Below are 16,982 nucleotides of genomic sequence, written 5' to 3' on the forward strand. Positions count from 1 at the left end.
ATTGGTTTTTTATTATTTTAATTTGATCTGCAAAGCTTTACCTGAATAGGTTACCTCTATTGGTTTTGCTGGTGATACATCCAGTCCAACGGCGTTGCTGTCGCTGACAAAAATGATATTGAACTTTCTTTTGGTCAGCATGCCGTCGAAATCCCCCTGACGGCTGGCCAAAGACAGTGTTTGTGCAGAATTGTCATAGCTGAAATCAATGCGGCTATATTTCCCTTTTTCATAATTATAATTGCTGCCTTCGTCTTCATAAAGTGAAAACTGACCGTCTGCTCCGGCATAGATATAAAGATCCAATACTTCCGGCTTTTTCTCGGCTGTATATTGCATGACCGGTCCAATGGGCAATATTGCTCCGGCTCTGACATAAACAGGGATACGTTCGTATGGTGCTGCAATAAGCAGATCCTGCCCGCCTGCTACCATCTTGCCATTGTATAGATCATACCAGCTGGCTCCTTTTGGAAAGTGTATCTTACGTGAGGTAGGCCCTTTTTCAGTAACTGGACTGATAAGCAAGGATGGTCCCCAAAGGTATTGGTCGTTGCTGTCGAATCCATCTTTGTCCTGCGGGAAATCCATCGCAAGTCCACGTATCATCGAATAGTCTTCAAAAAAAGTCTTCGCGGCAAGACTATAATTATAGGCCAGTAATTTATACCGTAGATTAATCGCATAGATAATGCTTTTATAGGCCGGATGATCCACAGGAGCGATATTATACGGCTCGCGGTAGGGATATTGTCCATGCGCCCTGAACAAAGGCAAAAATGCCCCGTATTGGTACCAGCGGCTATTCAGCTCGCGCCACTCCTCCAAGTCCGCCGCATCAGGTTTGTGAAACCTGTTTTCAACCAAAAAGCCACCTGCATCCATTGTCCAATAAGGTGTACCGGACATCGAGAAATTGATGCCCCCGGCAATTTGATCTTTCATGTCATGCCATCTCGAAGCAATATCGCCGCTCCAGGCAGCCGCCGCATAGCGCTGCTGCCCTGCAAAAAAGGATCGCGTCAGAATAAACACCCGTTTGTTAGGATCTGTTTCACGCTGGCCCTCGTAGATACCCTTGGCATTTTGCAAAGGGAACACATTATAGTAGCGAACAGATGATCCTATAGCTGGCTGAAAGACCGATTTACGCTCGTCCAGATCAATATTGGAGTGAATATCTGGCTCACTCGCATCCATCCACCAGGCATCGATCCCAATTTTGAAAAGATTGTTGTCCAACAATTTCCAGAACCCATCGCGTGCCGCTTTGTTGAAAGGATCATAAAATGTCGAGGTATAGCCCTTTCCGATCCAATCTTTACGGCCGTCATAAATATTTCGCGGATAGATCCATTTGTTTGCTTTAAATTCTTGGTATACCGATGACTCTTCATTGATTTTGGGCCAGGCCGAAATCATGATCTTAAAGTGCTGATCATGCAGCTTCTTCACCATCGCCTGAGGATCTGGAAAACGCTTTACATCAAATTTCTGGCTCCCCCAGTCATTTTCAGTCCAGTAAGACCAATCCTGCACAATATTGTCGATCGGAATCTTGCGCTTACGGAATTCAGCTGCGACCGCTTCAATTTCCGCTTGCGTCTTGTAGCGTTCCCTGCTCTGCCAAAATCCGAAGCTCCAAAGCGGCATAATCGGTGCCTTGCCGGACAAGTGGCGATAACCTGCAATGACCTCATCCATTGATGTGCCCTGAACAAAGTAATAATCAATGGCATCTCCAGCTTCCGAATTAAAGGAAAATACGTTTTTGCGCGCTTCTGGGATAGGACTCTGCCAGTTTAAGGTAAAATAAGATTCCCCCCCATCTGGTATCCATTCCATGCGGATCTGGTGGATCTTATCTTTCTGCAGGTCCCTTTCAATCTCAAAGGTACCTGCATTCCAGGATTGCCGCCAGCGGTCGGCGACCTGCTCCCCGTCAATCCAGACTTTCATATAACCTGAATATTTAAAATGCAGCACATGTTTGCCTGTGTAGGGCGAAGAGAAACTTCCGGCATAGATGACCTTACTTTCGGCCAGATTTACGCCCTTTGGAAACTTATGCTGATCTGTTAGGTAGCCATAGTCGATAATCGATTCCGGTCGGGATAGATACACTTCTTCGTCCCTGTTCCGATTTACATAGGTTGCCGTGAGCCAACCCGGCTCTCCTTCTTTTGACTGCAACTTAAAAGAATTTAAGGGCAATAAGGGCCTTACGTCGCCCGCTTTTGTAATGGAGTAATTGTGCCATAAAATACCATAGTTATTGGTTGACAGTAAAAAGGGTATTCCGATTTCTGTATTATATTGCAGCAGTGAAACCTGTTTTCCGCGGTTATAGTTCATCACTGCATTCTGATGTTGGCCGAGTCCATAGATCCCTTCTTCCGTATTGACAATAAAGTCCTGGTTTATGTGATAAAATGCATCACCTTGATAACTATTGGCTAAAAAAGAACTTGAATTCCGCTTTGCTTCTTTCAAGATGGATTGCCCCTTAAGGTCAAAAAATTCCACTTGACCATTCATCAAGGAAACTACGGCCTGCATATTGGCCGTTTGGACATTTACTGTTGAGTCCGTCGAACTTACTGCGAGTGATTTTACTTGCCGGCGCAGTGAATCGACGATTACTAAGCTTGTTTGTCCTGGTAAGGCTGCACCAGCCGGAACAGCTGTGACACGCACGATCTTGTCGGTCACGACATCCAAATAAATATCCTGATCAATGGAGGTCTCCGAATTTTTGAAGCTGACCTTAATACCGGAAGGCATTTTTTCATAATGAGCTTTATTGGTTTGGCTAAATCCCTGCTGCACGATTGCGAAGAGCATCAAACCACTTAAAGCGTACGTTAAGTTGCGCATTTAAATAAGATTTATTGGTTATTATATTCCCTTGGTTATTACGCGTCCTTTCCTATTGAAAGAACAGATCAAATATAGAATGCAACCGGTTGTATAAGGGGTATATTTTGTTAACTTTTAGGGGTTATTTTGTTAACTTACGCGGGGATACTGGCGGAAAACACTATCAACAATTCTCTTATTTACAAGCTTTTTCGATAAAAAGACGGCAGGTTACCAAATGCAGATTTAAAATATTTGCTGAATTGTTTCGGATTTCCGAATCCTACTTCATAAGCAATTTCAGCCATCGATAATTTCGAGTTCTGAACCAGATGCATGGCACGTTTGAGCCGAATATGTCGGATGTATTCCATCGGTGAATAGCCTGTGATGGCAAGCACCTTTTTATAAAGCCCTACGCGCGTGATGTTCATTCTTTTGGCAAGCAGTTCGACAGAAAGCGAAGAGTCACTGAGATCCTGTTCAATTTCCATTACCAGCGCACGGATAAATTGTTCATCAGCAGATGCGATATCGGGCTGCGTCAGATTAACATTAATCTGTTTTTTATACCGTTTTACCATTGTCTGTTGTTGATGGAGTATCTGCGCTAATTTTGAACGCAGCAGGTTAATATTAAAAGGCTTGTTGATATAATCTGTAGCACCCGACTCCAAGGCTTCCAGTTCAATTTTCTGATTGACTACGGCCGTTACAATCAGCACAGGGATATGGACCAGCTTGGCCTGGGCCTTTATAAACCGGCAAAATTCCAGTCCGCTCTCTCCAGGGAGGCTGAGATCGGTGATGATCAGATTGACCTGTTGCTTGCTTAGGATCAATTTTGCATCATTGATGCTTTGCACAGCGTGGATTAGGTAGGCTGAACTCAGGCTCCGCTCCAGGTAATGGAGGAAGTCGATATCATCTTCGACCAATAAAATAGCGGGTTTATCCTGCTTATTGCTTTCGACAGGATCGACACTCGCTTCGGCCTTATGTATGGGTAGCTGAACTTTAAAAATCGTCCAGTGCACATTGCTGCTTAGCGCGATAGTTCCGCCCAAGAATTCGACATAGTCTTTAACAATAGAAAGCCCGATTCCCGTACCCTGATTCAGTTTTCCATTGGGCACATCCAGTTGCATGTAACGTTCAAATACGCGGGCTTGTAGGTTTTCGGGAATCGCTGTACCCTGATTTTGAACTTCAATACGCAGCATCTTTCCTGTTTCGTGTTCAGTGACTTCGGCATTGAATGCCACAATGCCGGATACCGGGCTAAACTTGATCGCATTTGACATCAGATTGAAAATAATGCTTTCCAATTTGTTTTTGTCAAACCAGGACAGATAGGTGTCTGGAGCGATATTGACCTGCAGCGAGATCTGATTGCTTTGCGCTATCCCCGCAAAGGCATCAAGCATTTCGCGGATAAATCCCATGAGGTCCCCATACGCTTCGTTCAGCTCAAGCTCACTTTTCTCCAATTTTCTAAAGTCCAGCAGCTGATTGACCAATTTAAGTAGACGGTCTGCATTCTTCTTGATTAAGTTTAGGTCGGCTTTTTTTTCTGGATGCTGCTCTTCATCCAGCAGCTGCTGCGCTGGAGTTAGAATCAAACTGATCGGAGTTCTGAATTCATGACTTATATTGGTAAAGAAACGTGTTTTCAACGCATCCAGTTCCTTTGCCTGTGCAGCCTGTTCCTGGGCGAGGTAGAGTTGATTGCGCGTCTTGACACGTAGTTTTGTCAAATAAAAATAAGCCCATAGGACGATCAGTACCAGGCTGGCATAGAAAAGAAAGGCCCAAGCCGAACGCCAAAAAGGTGGCTGTATATCGATTGTTAGGAGCAGCACGCCCTCAGACCAGCTATTCGAATCGATGGCGTGCCGAATATACAAATTGTAGCTTCGGGTGTCTAGATTGGTGAAATTGGCGCGCATGGTTGCCGGTTCAAAATCAAACCATTCATCACTTAGACCAGCAAGCTGATATTGGTAGAGTCCATTATGCTGTTGCAGGTAGTCAAAGGTAGAGAACTCCAGCGAAATGGCATTGAGGTTGTAAGGAAGACTCAGTTCTTTAAGATTATTCAGGGCTTGATCGTAAATGACCCGGCCCGAAAATTCCTCACCTACGGCTATCCGCTTGTTAAATAAATAAAGATTGGACAAAAGCGGTAAGACCAGTTCACTTTCGCTGCTAATTTTCTTAGGGTCGATAAAATTGAATCCCTTTGGCCCACCAAAGACAAGTCTTCCGTCCCGCATTTTTAAAGCGGCGTTTTCATTGAATACATTCCCCTGAAGGCCTGATTCCCTTGTAAAATTGCGGATGATGAACTTCTCGGCCTGCCCTTTGCCGACAATCGCCGACAGTCCTTTGTTTGTTGAAGCCCAGATTCCCCCCTGATTATCGACCAAGAGCGCCAGGATCGCATCGTCGCTGAGTCCATCCTGCTGTGTGAGATAGCTTACTTTTGTACCGTCGATTACATGCAAGCCCTCTTGTGTTGCTACCCAAATACGACCAGTTTTGTCCTCTTTAATATCATAAATCAGATCATTCATAAGTTTCATGGGCGAACTGGATGTATTCATATAGCTAATCTTGTCGTCGGGAGCCAACAATGCCAAACCTGTCGCTGTGCCGATCCAGAGCCGTTTTTTTGAATCTTCAAACAAGACAGAGATATAATTGCTGTTAATGGTTTGTCCCTGCCGAGTATACGCTCTCGAAAACTGTTCTGTCTTTTTATCAAACAGGTACAAGCCAGCACTTAAGGTTCCTATCCAAAATCGATGTTTACTATCCTCGTAGATCTCCCATACACTATCGTCGTTCAACTTTCCAGGTGCCGAATCACGGTGGAAAACCTTAAAACTTTTGCCGTCGAATCGACACATACCACCTCGATAAGTTCCGATCCACAGCTTATCTTCCGTATCCAGCAATAAGGAAACAATCACGTTGCTGCTCAAACTGTTGGGATCCTGAGGATCATGCAGGTATTGCGTGAATGTTTTCTGACTGATATTATAATAGAGCAATCCCCCACCGTTTGTCCCGATCCATAGATTACCCTTTCGATCCTGTACAAACTTATTGACATCGTCAAAGGGAAGCGATTTAGGAAGCCCTGGATAGTTCCTGATTAAAGAGAATAACAACAGCTTGGGATGATAATAACTGATGCCACCTTTATAGGTTCCCGCCCATATGATACCTGACTTATCCCGATATAAAGCCGTTATGCTATTGTAAGGTAGGCTCCGTAAATCATATTTATCGTTAGCGAGGATCTGTACACTTTTTGTTTTTTTATCATAAACATTGATCCCACCATGATCAGTTCCTAGCCAAAGATGCCCTTGATCATCTTGCACGATATTACCTACAAAAGGATTGGATAGTTCTTTTTGGAGATGTTGAATTGATCCATCTTTCGGGTCAAGCCAGTATACACCGATTGGAATATCCTTTGAGAAGATCCATATCGCCCCATCCTGATCGGCAAATAGATTATAATTTACCAGCTTATTGCTGATCGGCAATAAGCTAGTTTTGGTACTTCGCAGTGATTTCGTATCAATGTGACCCAGCAGGCCATTTTCGTAGATTACCCAGATCGTCTGCCCTTGCCCAGCTATCACATCGGCTATTCGGTTGTTTTTGGTCAACTGCGGTACAGTACGATAGGTTTTCTTTAGGCTATCGTACAAGATCAGCGAACGATCACTATACAATAGTGCAAAGGTCTGCCCTTCCAGCTGTCTTATCGTATGTACGTCTTTGACGGGCAACTTTAAGCGGGTCAGTATGGAATCAAGCTGCTGGACGATAATGCCTGAATGCTGATCATACACATTCATCCGGTTGCTGGTACGGATCCATACATTGCCTTCTGGTCCCTCAAAGATTGCGGAAATCGAATTTCCACTCAGCCCGGTACGTTTATTAGCGGAATAGCGAAAATTTGTGAATTGCGCTCCATCAAATCGGCTAAGGCCAGATTCGGTACCAAACCAGAGGTAATTGTACTTATCCCTGAGTGCGCAATTGACATGATTATGGACCAGGCCCTGGTCAGAAGTTAAGGTTTTAAACGCATACGTATTGACCTGGCTCCAAACTGAAGATTGCCCTAAGAAAAGGAGAAGAAAGAGTTGGAGATAAGCGAATAAAAAAGACTTAAGCTGCTGCATTGGTTATCATCTCCCCAATGATACAAAAATTGAGTAAATACAGCAAATCAAGTTGCTATTAATATAAGCTTTAGCATGAGCCCCATATTTTTTATCCTATAAACTAGGTTACCACATTGAGATCAAGTTCGTGAGTTAAACCTAAATAACACCATTTTTATAGGGATATAGCAGGGGGTTAACAAGGGTTTACCCCTGTTATACCCCTGTTAACCCCCTCCTACTGGTTGAACTCGTATAAATTAATTGATACGTTTAACCACTCTAAACAATCGTTAAAATCCAAGAAAGAAATTGACTTATAAGGAAGCGATGGAAAACGTAAAAAAAGCGAAACAACGCTACATAGAACGTGCAATATTAGTCATAAAAGACAAAAGCTAATGCTATAGGCCTGATTCATTTCGATAAATGATCCCTTTACTGAAATTGTTTAGGCCTATCTTTTTCTGCTGCTCTTGCGGCAATCTCATCAATGCGTTTTTTGCGGGTATCTGGTCTTTTGGCAAGAACAATCCATTGCAACATCATTTTTTTGACGGATTTACTCAGCCCAAGAAAATAATCTTTTGAACCAGCATAATGTCGAAATGCTTCATCCAGATCCTCGGGAATAATTAATTCTTCCACACTGTCCAAAATTGACCAAGAGCCATTTTCTTGTGCTATTTTTATAACCGCGTACCCCGCTGGAGCCATCAGATTCGCATCGATTAGTTTTTTAACTTTTTCTTTGTTAATTCTAGACCACGTGCTCTTTGGTTTTCTTCGACTAAATAATTGCATAAATGAATAGGCATCAATCGGCCTCCTCGTGCTATCAATCCAGCCAAAACACAAAGCTTCATCCACCAGCTCTGTCCAACTGACGACTGGTAGATTTGATTTTTTGGTATTACAGATCACCCAAATTGATTGTGCTATTTGATGATTGTTTTCGAGCCAAAGCCGCCACTCTTCCTTTGTGTTCAGGTAAATAGTGACTCTTTCTTCTGCATGGTGTTTTATCATTGTTTTTGTCGATTGGAATGGATCGAATTTATCTATTGTGAAAATACGACTTTTTCAAATGCTAATCATCACTGTTGTACAAAAGGATATGGATAAGCCCAGCACATTTGTTAATCCAAATTGTTCACCAATATTTCCCTTCTTAAATTCTAAGAATGTACCTTTTTGGAACTAGGATAAGTATGACGAGTAGAACAATCTGTATGCAGACTGCGAAAAACACACCGACTTTTCCTCACTTGCCAGATGATCACTTTTCGTAGGCGCCAAATCGATAGCGTCAAATAGGGTAAAAAAAAAACATTTATTTTTTTGCATTTCGTTTCAGATAACAAGCCCTTAAAGAAATTATGATCAATGCAGCAGTTAACCCCGAAACCAGAAAAGACGAAAACTGGAAAATCACTTCACCAAACGCTTTACTGTCGCCAAAGCACTGTACGGAGTTTCCCCATGCATCCGTACCCATAGCCCCCTCATAAATACATTTCCGACAAGCCCAATATTCGGGAAGTATAATTGGTTCTTCGCCAATTTTGATGCACTTATCCAGTTTGTGAAAGGCAGACCTTTCTTCTGAGCAATTCAAAACTCCCCTTACCATACATTTCACGTTTTTTATTCTTTAACCGGTTCACATTTCCTTCCACCAGTCCGTTGGTCCAATCATAAGTTATCGCATTTTTTACTGCCTGAATATCCTTTTCTAATCCATTACAAAAAGTATCTATTCTTTTGCGGCCAATTAATCGGCCATCTTTAATCCAAGTGTCCAATTGATCAGGGCATCCTCCTTTTAGAAGAGCGCTAAACTCTATGTAAAGCTTGCGTAAGCTGGATAGAAGTGAAACTTCACGAACTAGTTTATCAACGGTTTGCCTTTCCTGTGAGCATTCTCCCGTATCTTTCGCAACTCCAAATTCCGAATTTGTCACATAAATTGATAGCATTTTGGGTAAAGGTAAAGGAATGAAATTAGTCACGATATCAGGATTATTGATTTTTAAGGGTTTAGTATATGTTCGATTCCCTTTATGTTTATAATCTGGAAAATTTAAGCTAAACCATCTAGTGAACGATCGTTCACAACATTTTAGCCCTATATCTTTTAAGGATCTAAACATGGCGGTAGGATTGATTTTCAAACTGCACATGTGTTTGATTTCGTTTATATATCTATTATAATTTACAGATGTACTCCTCTCTGGTGAAGGTATTCCGTGTTCTAAATATTTTTCAACGGTGCGCCAGTTAGTTTGTGTTTTTCGAGCTATTTCAGAAATGCTGCATCCATTTTCCTTCATTTTAATCATCTGAACAAGTTTTTCTTCTTTCTCCAACATACCAGACGGGATATTCTGCTTAATATTTTCTTTAGTATAGTTCTCGGAATCCAAATTCGTTTCAATATCAGGAGGGTTTTTTGATTCTGTCTTGGCATGAATAGCTTTAGAAACCGTCTTTAAATAGCTGTATTCTTGCCGAATTTCGTCTTGAATAGCATCACTTAAATTTTTTACTAAATGGAACCTGTCGGCAATCTGCTTTGCGTCCGGAATAGCTTTGGCGATGGCACTGGCATAGGCTGTGGCTCGATCCCGAGTTACATACTCTATTTCTTTATGACGGGATAGCCATTTGACAACATCACTGGAATCCCTACTGTCCAGAATATCTATGGGGCGTCCCGTATATGCGTCAACGATTATTGTTCCATAGTTCATTCCCTTTCTCTTTGCCCAATCATCAATACCGATGCAATACAATTGTTTATTTGTGGTCATAGGCATGGATTTGACCATCCTAAGACAAGTATTGTTGCTGACAGGGATATTCAATATTCTAGAAAAGTAAGCGCCTTTATTAGCCGAAATCTCAATGAAAAACTTCTTTAAATATTCGGAAGCTCTATTTGTACGTCTAGAATAAGGTTCAGTTAAATTATTGCACCTTTCTGAAAATATCTGCTTTTCACAGTCAAGATTTTTGCAGGCAAAGCGGCGTACCTCAAGCATTATAATAACTGAACTCGCCGCCAAGGGTAGATCTACGAGTTTTCTTACATAGGAAGAGCGCACAATGGCACTGTATTTCATACATCGTGGACACTTAGAACGAGCTCCTGTTCTTTTTGCAAATAGACGTATTGTTGTACCATGTACATCTGAACTGTATATCTTAGTTTCTCTGTCACCATAAAATAGACCTGTAGTTTTTAAGTTAAAAGTATCGCTTGAATTCACTGAAAAATATCTGATTATCAATACTTTAAGTTACGAAAAAAGCATTACTTAAACAAGTTTTTAAGTCGTTATGTTGCTGATAATCAAACAATTAATTGACTCTTATAGGAAGGGGTATTAGATGCATCAAAATTGGCGAAGAACCGTATAATTCCGAGATAAATTGGCATCAAAATACCATAACAAGTAAGCAGAATAATTGTTATTGCACGAATCAATTTCATATGATCTATATACCTAAACCTTTTATTCGTTAAACACCACAATCGCCAATTTACAGTTTTACAATAGCTAAAAAATCGATAGTTTATATGTGTTGGCAATCATTTATAATTCGTTAGTGATCCATCAATTTACACAAACGTTTGTGTATTCAATTTACTTGAATCTCTAATTTATTCTCAGTATACTCGTGATAACATTATAATCAATTACCCAGAACAGTGGTTCAAAAAATAGACTAAACAGACAGCAAAGCAACATTACCGGAATACGGACTAATATATTCTTATAGCAACATATTTTAAAACGCTAAAAAAATGAAACAGATTGGCTTAAAAATCAAACAGGAATGGAAGTTTCTTTCCATATTCGTCATCTGCTCTTTACCCGGCTTATTCAGCATGGCACAATCCAACACACCGGTCCTCCGTATCGGTATCATGGCGGATATGCAATACGCAGACAAAACAGACCACGGTAGCCGTTTCTACCACAATTCATTAATGAAGGTCGATACGGCTGTAGACTTCTTCAATCGCAATAAGGTCGATTTTTCATTGATTCTTGGCGATCTTGTCGACGAAGGTCCAAAAGATCTTCCAGTACTGTTAGAACATCTCTCCCCCTTAAAAAAAACGACTTATTGTCTACTTGGAAACCACGACTATGTCAACGTATCCAAACCAGATCTTTTGCACACTACTTTTGGGATGCCAGCTAAATACTACGCATTAACAAAAGGAAAATGGCGATTTGTTTTCTTAAATACGAATGCGCTCAGTGAATATGCCACAACGCTCAATTCAGCAGACCAACGTGAATGGAAAACCTTGATGGATAGCCTATAGGCAGGCGGAAGGAAAAATACGCAACCCTGGAATGGCGGGGTTGATCGAAAACAACTCGAATGGTTACAAAACGAACTTGCCCAAGCGCGGAAAAACAAAGAGCATGTGATTGTATTGACACATCATCCTTTATTGCCTGAAAACGGCTATGAAATACTCAATAACCGGGAGGTTCTTGATATACTATACAAATTCCCAGAAGTTAAACTGGTACTTTCCGGTCATAATCATAAAGGCAATTATGTGATGGTAAACAATATTCCTTTTGTAACCATGGAAGGTATGATAGAAACACCTACAAGCAATGCCTATGGTCTTTTGGAGCTTTATCCGGAAGAAATCAAAATCAAAGGCCAGGGTAGACTCAGTTCAAGAGTTTTTAAATTATCATCCAAATAAGGCTCAATCGGGCGATTAAAAAACTCGCCATAAATGAAATTTAAATAAAACACCCCCAACAGCGAAAGCCGTTGAGGGTGTTTTTTATTGAATGGGTTTAGTGAATACACTATTCTAAGGTTGGATTAAATGTTCCGCCCCAATCTTTATTCTGCTTGATATTCGGATTTTTATCAATGACTGATTGTGCTATTGGAAAGAAATAATAGGTATCTGGTACCAGGTTCACTTTGTTTCCTGTACTTGGCACCTGCAAGAAACTATATTTAAACTGATTCTCTTTCAACGTGTATGTTTTGGCCAATACATTTGCATCTTCCAGTTTCATTTCAGTTCCATTAGCATTGATCGCAATAGCTTCAACTCCATGCTTTGTCGTATTGTTTAGTATATTTAACTTACGTAACCGTCGTAAATCCCAAAAACGATGTCCTTCAAAGCAGAACTCAATATTACGCTCTGCTAAAATGGCTTCACGCATTTGCTCTTTCGTAGTCGCTGCAATACCATATTTATTATCCGCACCAGCTTCTATACCCGCTCTTTTTCTGATCTGTGTCACCAAATCTAAGGCTGTCGCAAAGTCTCCGGTTTCATTTGCTGTTTCAGCATAATTCAACAGGACTTCGGCATAGCGCATCAAGACAAAATCCACATCATACTGGGTTTCCACTTCGGTCTGTTTTAATGATAATTTAGAGTTTTTTAAGATAAAAAATCCACTATATCGATCCAAATTGGAAGAAGGTGTTTTTGCGTTAGGGTTTATACCAAAGTCATCTAAAGCCGGAGCAATACCTACGGAAGTGTATTGTCGTTTGCCAGTCTTTCCTGAAACTTCATAAATCTTGGCATTCCACACAATGGATTTATCAAAACGCGGATCGCGGTTTTCCCAATAGGATTGCAAAAATTGATCTTCTGTCTTATAGTATTTGCCCGTTTGATCGGAATAAAGCTTTCCATCTTTCATTGGAAAAGCTTTTACAAATTCCCAGGATGGAACGGAACCCGCTGGCCCCCTACTTTCGGAGCCGGGTCGTACGCCATTATCCCAATTAGCGACTTTATTTGGATAAGTATTAATCACAGCAAAAACAACCTCTGGTCCTTTTTCAACCAGCGCAATATTGGAATAATCTGGAGTCAAACTATAGCCATCCGCTTTAAGTTGCTCATAAGCCAATTTATTCGCAGTGTTGGCCTCCTGCCAATAAGCATTTCCATAAGGATTGGAGGGATTAAACTGGGGTGAAGCTTTATATAACAATACTTTCGCTTTAAAAGCTGCCGCAAAATCACCGTCAACCTTTCCATAATCTGCCGTACCCTTGGCAATCGTTTTTGGCAGTAAGGAAATAGCCTGATCCAAATCTTTGATCATCAGATCAAAACACTCTTTTGTAGAATTGCGGGGTACATTAAGATCATCATTTTTTAAATCTTGAGGTACCGTAATATAAGGGACCCCACCATGAATCCTGACCATATTAAAATACATATAGGCACGGAGAAACAAAGACTGCCCAATCACCGCATTTTTGAAGTCCGCTTTTAGCACAGTACTTTCACCAACTTTCTGTATCGCCGTATTAATTTTTCGGATGGTTGTATAGTCCCAGGATTTGTAAGAACCGTTGTTGACGGTGACCGCATCCAAGGGGAAAGCGATGCCAATTAGTTGTTCCGAATTTCCATCCGCACCAGCGTTCCAGTTGCCAAATAGTGGATATAGATTGGCAAGATAGCCGTTGACTAGATTTGGATCGGCCCATACCTTGGCTTCATCCAGCGAATTGAGATCATCAATGTCCAGCACATTTTTACAGGAAGACATACACAGAGCCAACGCTATTAAAGGATAATATATTTTTTTCATCTTTTTTTCATTTAAAATTTAACATCAAGTCCAAACGTAAAGGTTTTCATGACTGGATAAGAATCATACAGCTTTTGTTCCGGGTCATGGAATTCTTTCATCGGCGAAAAAACAAACAAATTGGTTCCATTGAAAAACAGATTGACATCTTTTACACGCAATTTCTCTGTCATGCTTTTCGGCAATCGATAAGAAACATTAATGTCACGTAAGCGCAAATAGGCTCCATTTCTTATCCAGAATGACGAAGGGGCTGCACCGGATTCGGCCCATCCAGAGTACCCCGTTGGTCGCGGATATTTGGCGTCGGTATTATCCGGTGTCCAGACATCGGAAGCCCAAATTGGATAATATGGACGGAAGGTATCACCGTGCTGGCGCATTCCACCGCCTTCTTGATTACTGATCATGCGATCATAAGCAAGAACTCCCTGAAATAAAGCCGAGACATAAAAGCCCTTCCAGCTCGCATTGAATCCAAACCCATAATTGATGCGCGGAGAATTATTGTCCGACAATAACTGCAAATCGTTATCATCAATTTTCCCATCCGGGCCACCTGAATAGTTCGCCCCCTGAATATCTTTATATAAGATCATCCCAGGAAAAGGATCCCTTCCGTAGGTCTTAAATCCTTTTGCTTTCAGCGCGTCGGCTTCAGCCTGTGTCCTTACTAAACCCAGTGCCTCTAAGCCGATAATTCTATTTTCTGGCCGCCCAATTCTGGAACGAAAGTTCTGCGGTTGGCCGGCAGCATACGCCGGTTCCTCGTCAATGATATCCCAGCGGTCTTTTGCATAACCCAGATTCCCATTGAGCCCATAGGTCACCTCGCCCACCTTATCATTCCAGTTCAACGAAATCTCCCCGCCTTTGTAACTTCTTGCGGCATAGTTTTCAGGAGCAAGTGCGCGACCATAGTTATCCGGAACTTTCAGTGATCTTGGTCCTAGGATGTTAGTTTCCTTGCGTGAAAACAGATCTAGGCTACCGGTCAGCTTATTCTTAATAAATCCAAAATCCAAACCGAGATTGACGCTTTTAGAAGTCGTCCAAGTGAGGTTCTGCGTCGGTGTTGCACCATACGCAATACCATTGTAATAGCGATCTCCGAACATATAGCCACCAGAGCTGTAATATTTTTCCAGATAGCCAAACTGACCGATTCGATTAGCATTTACATCCAAATCATTACCCGTTGTACCGTAAGAAGCTCTGAACTTCAAGTCTGATATCGTATTCTTTATATCCGTAAAGAAGTTCTCGTCCGATACACGCCAGGCTGCCGAGACTGAAGGAAAAAAGCCCCACCGTTTATCGCTAGGAAACAAAGGTGATCCATCGTAGCGGAAAGAAAACTCCGCAATATACTTATCTGCATAATTATAATTAGCACGCCCAATCACGCCGCGTCTTGAATCAATTGTTTCATTGGCAGTTGTCGACCTAAAGTTCCGATCTGTAGGATAAATAAACACCTGATCCAGGGCTGTAATCGGATTCTCTGCCCGTGAAGTAACGTACGTCCCTCCTTTTTTGGACTGCTCATAAACCAATGTCCCATCGACGGAATGTTTACCAAACTTGCGGTTATAGTTTAAAAACCAGTTTACCTGATATTCCCACAATCGTTGTGGGCTGTAATCCATGAAAGGCTGACTCTGGCTAAAAGTAAAGATATTGATATTCGCTTCCGAAGGCGGGGCCGGTATAAAGCGGTTGTCATTTGGATTCAGTGAAGTAAAGGTGTAGTTTTTTTGAAAGCTCATATAGCGCTTGCGCATATAGTCACTGGCAAGATAACTCCCCACAAGTTTTGTCGATAGACCTTGTACCAATTTATCCAGCTTCAAGTTTAGGGTCATAATAGGATTAACCTGCCGCACTTTGCGGTCGATATAACGATCACCGATGACCTGGTCGATCACATTCCATGCCTGCCAACTTCCCATAGGTGTCTGTACGGGATAAGCCGTTGGTGTATTGCTCGGTGTTCCGTCTGCATTCAGGTAAAACGGATACATCTTTGGCCAGTTGAAGGTAACACGGTAGAAATCGGATACATCAAAATCATCATCATTGGAAGATGTGCTAAAGGGCCAAAAAAAGCGCTTCGAATTAGTCTGGTTGGCTGAGATATTAAAATCCATGCTAAAATCTTCGGTAATCTGCGCGGAGATATTGCTGCGCAAATTGAACTTCTCATGTTCCAAAGATTTATAGGATCCATTTTCTTTGCGGTAGCTCAGCAAGCTATAATAAGTAATTTTGTCGCCACCACCATTGACCGATATGGATTGCCGATGGGTAAATGGATTGCGCCAGATCACATCATTTGCATTGTAATTTTTATCCTTGAAATAATCAAACTCTTTTTGTCCATTTGGGATGGAAAGACCGCGAAATTCGGCGACCCTGTTTTGATAGGTGAGTTCATCTTGTGCAGTCGTTAAATTCGCAAGAAGTTCCTGTGTTGGCGTATTAAAAGTATAATTACTTTGTACATTAAAAACTGGTGCTTGCGCTGTTCCTTTTTTCGTCGTCACAACGACAACGCCATTACCCGCCCGGGTGCCGTACACCGCGGCAGTCGCTGCATCTTTTAAGAAGGTCATTTGGTCGACCTCGTTCGCTTCAAGCACATCAAATGCAGCTTTATCGCGGACCACACCATCAATTACATAAAGTGGCTCGGCAAAACTCCCCCGGATACGCAAGCTCGACGATGCTCCAGCCATCCCCGAAGTATTGGTGACATTGACCCCCGCTGCTCTACCGGCAAGTGAATTGGAAAGATTTGAACTGGGGATATTTTTTAGCTGTTCTGCATTGACGGTAGCGACGGAACCGGTGATATTCCCTTTCCGCTGCTTACCATAGCCAATGATCACGACCTCTTCAAGCGCCTGATCACTCGAAACCATAACAACACTGATGTTGCCTGCGGAAACGGCTACCTCCTGTTTTGTAAAGCCTTGGTAGTTCACGACCAAAACATCACCACGCTTGGCCCGAATAGCAAAAATACCTTGTTGATTGGAGGATGCTTGAACGGATGTTCCTTTGACGGTGATGGTAGCGCCGGCTAATGCCTGACCTTTCTCATCTTTGACGATCCCTGTAACCTGATCTTGATCGACAATAGCATTGATCGGATCCAGATTCAGTGCGTAAGAATCAGGCTGACTAAACAGCAGGCAGAGCCCCAAAAGGCTAATGGGTCTCGCCTTTCCATGAAGAAAAAAATTTCTCATCATAATTACAAATTGGTTTAAAATAATAAAGAACCCTTAGGCTCAACTTTGGTTTA

The 16,982-nt window shown here is 41.8% G+C and carries 7 protein-coding genes and 1 pseudogene; 2 read left to right on the forward strand and 6 right to left on the reverse strand.

Features of this window, described 5'->3' with window-relative positions; genetic code table 11:
- Positions 1 to 12: 12 nt before the first annotated feature.
- The 4 genes from B4Z47_RS17400 to B4Z47_RS17415 all read right to left on the reverse strand — a co-directional run bounded on the left by B4Z47_RS17400 (position 13) and on the right by B4Z47_RS17415 (position 10,324).
- Positions 13 to 2,877 carry a TIM-barrel domain-containing protein gene (locus tag B4Z47_RS17400; RefSeq protein ID WP_201303508.1) on the reverse strand — a complete coding sequence of 955 codons (2,865 nt, stop codon included), beginning with the start codon at positions 2,875 to 2,877 and terminating at the stop codon, positions 13 to 15.
- Between the two features lie 182 nt (positions 2,878 to 3,059).
- The gene (locus tag B4Z47_RS17405) at positions 3,060 to 7,070 is read right to left on the reverse strand and encodes a hybrid sensor histidine kinase/response regulator transcription factor (RefSeq protein WP_115048092.1); all 4,011 of its coding nucleotides are present in this window, start codon (positions 7,068 to 7,070) and stop codon (positions 3,060 to 3,062) included.
- A 420-nt stretch (positions 7,071 to 7,490) separates the two neighbouring features.
- Positions 7,491 to 8,081 (reverse strand): YdeI/OmpD-associated family protein, encoded by a 591-nt coding sequence (locus B4Z47_RS17410; RefSeq protein ID WP_046675883.1) that lies wholly within the window; start codon positions 8,079 to 8,081, stop codon positions 7,491 to 7,493.
- Positions 8,082 to 8,626: 545 nt separating this feature from the next.
- The gene (locus B4Z47_RS17415) at positions 8,627 to 10,324 is read right to left on the reverse strand and encodes an ISL3 family transposase (RefSeq protein ID WP_115048090.1); all 1,698 of its coding nucleotides are present in this window, start codon (positions 10,322 to 10,324) and stop codon (positions 8,627 to 8,629) included.
- 539 nt (positions 10,325 to 10,863) lie between these two features.
- Between B4Z47_RS17415 and B4Z47_RS24610 the strand changes: the two genes are divergently transcribed.
- Positions 10,864 to 11,394 carry a metallophosphoesterase gene (locus tag B4Z47_RS24610; RefSeq protein ID WP_115048088.1) on the forward strand — a complete coding sequence of 177 codons (531 nt, stop codon included), beginning with the start codon at positions 10,864 to 10,866 and terminating at the stop codon, positions 11,392 to 11,394.
- A 48-nt stretch (positions 11,395 to 11,442) separates the two neighbouring features.
- Positions 11,443 to 11,793, forward strand: a pseudogene (locus tag B4Z47_RS24615) (metallophosphoesterase); the annotation flags it as partial.
- 109 nt (positions 11,794 to 11,902) lie between these two features.
- On the opposite strand, the gene B4Z47_RS17425 reads toward B4Z47_RS24615, so the two are convergent.
- On the reverse strand, positions 11,903 to 13,672 hold the full coding sequence (locus tag B4Z47_RS17425) for a RagB/SusD family nutrient uptake outer membrane protein (RefSeq protein WP_115048086.1): 1,770 nt from the start codon (positions 13,670 to 13,672) through the stop codon (positions 11,903 to 11,905).
- Between the two features lie 11 nt (positions 13,673 to 13,683).
- Positions 13,684 to 16,929 (reverse strand): SusC/RagA family TonB-linked outer membrane protein, encoded by a 3,246-nt coding sequence (locus B4Z47_RS17430; protein ID WP_115048084.1) that lies wholly within the window; start codon positions 16,927 to 16,929, stop codon positions 13,684 to 13,686.
- Positions 16,930 to 16,982 lie beyond the last annotated feature (53 nt).

Origin of the sequence: Sphingobacterium sp. UBA2610 (assembly GCF_002339225.1) — a bacterium.
In the GTDB taxonomy this organism is placed as follows: Bacteria; Bacteroidota; Bacteroidia; order Sphingobacteriales; family Sphingobacteriaceae; genus Sphingobacterium; species Sphingobacterium multivorum.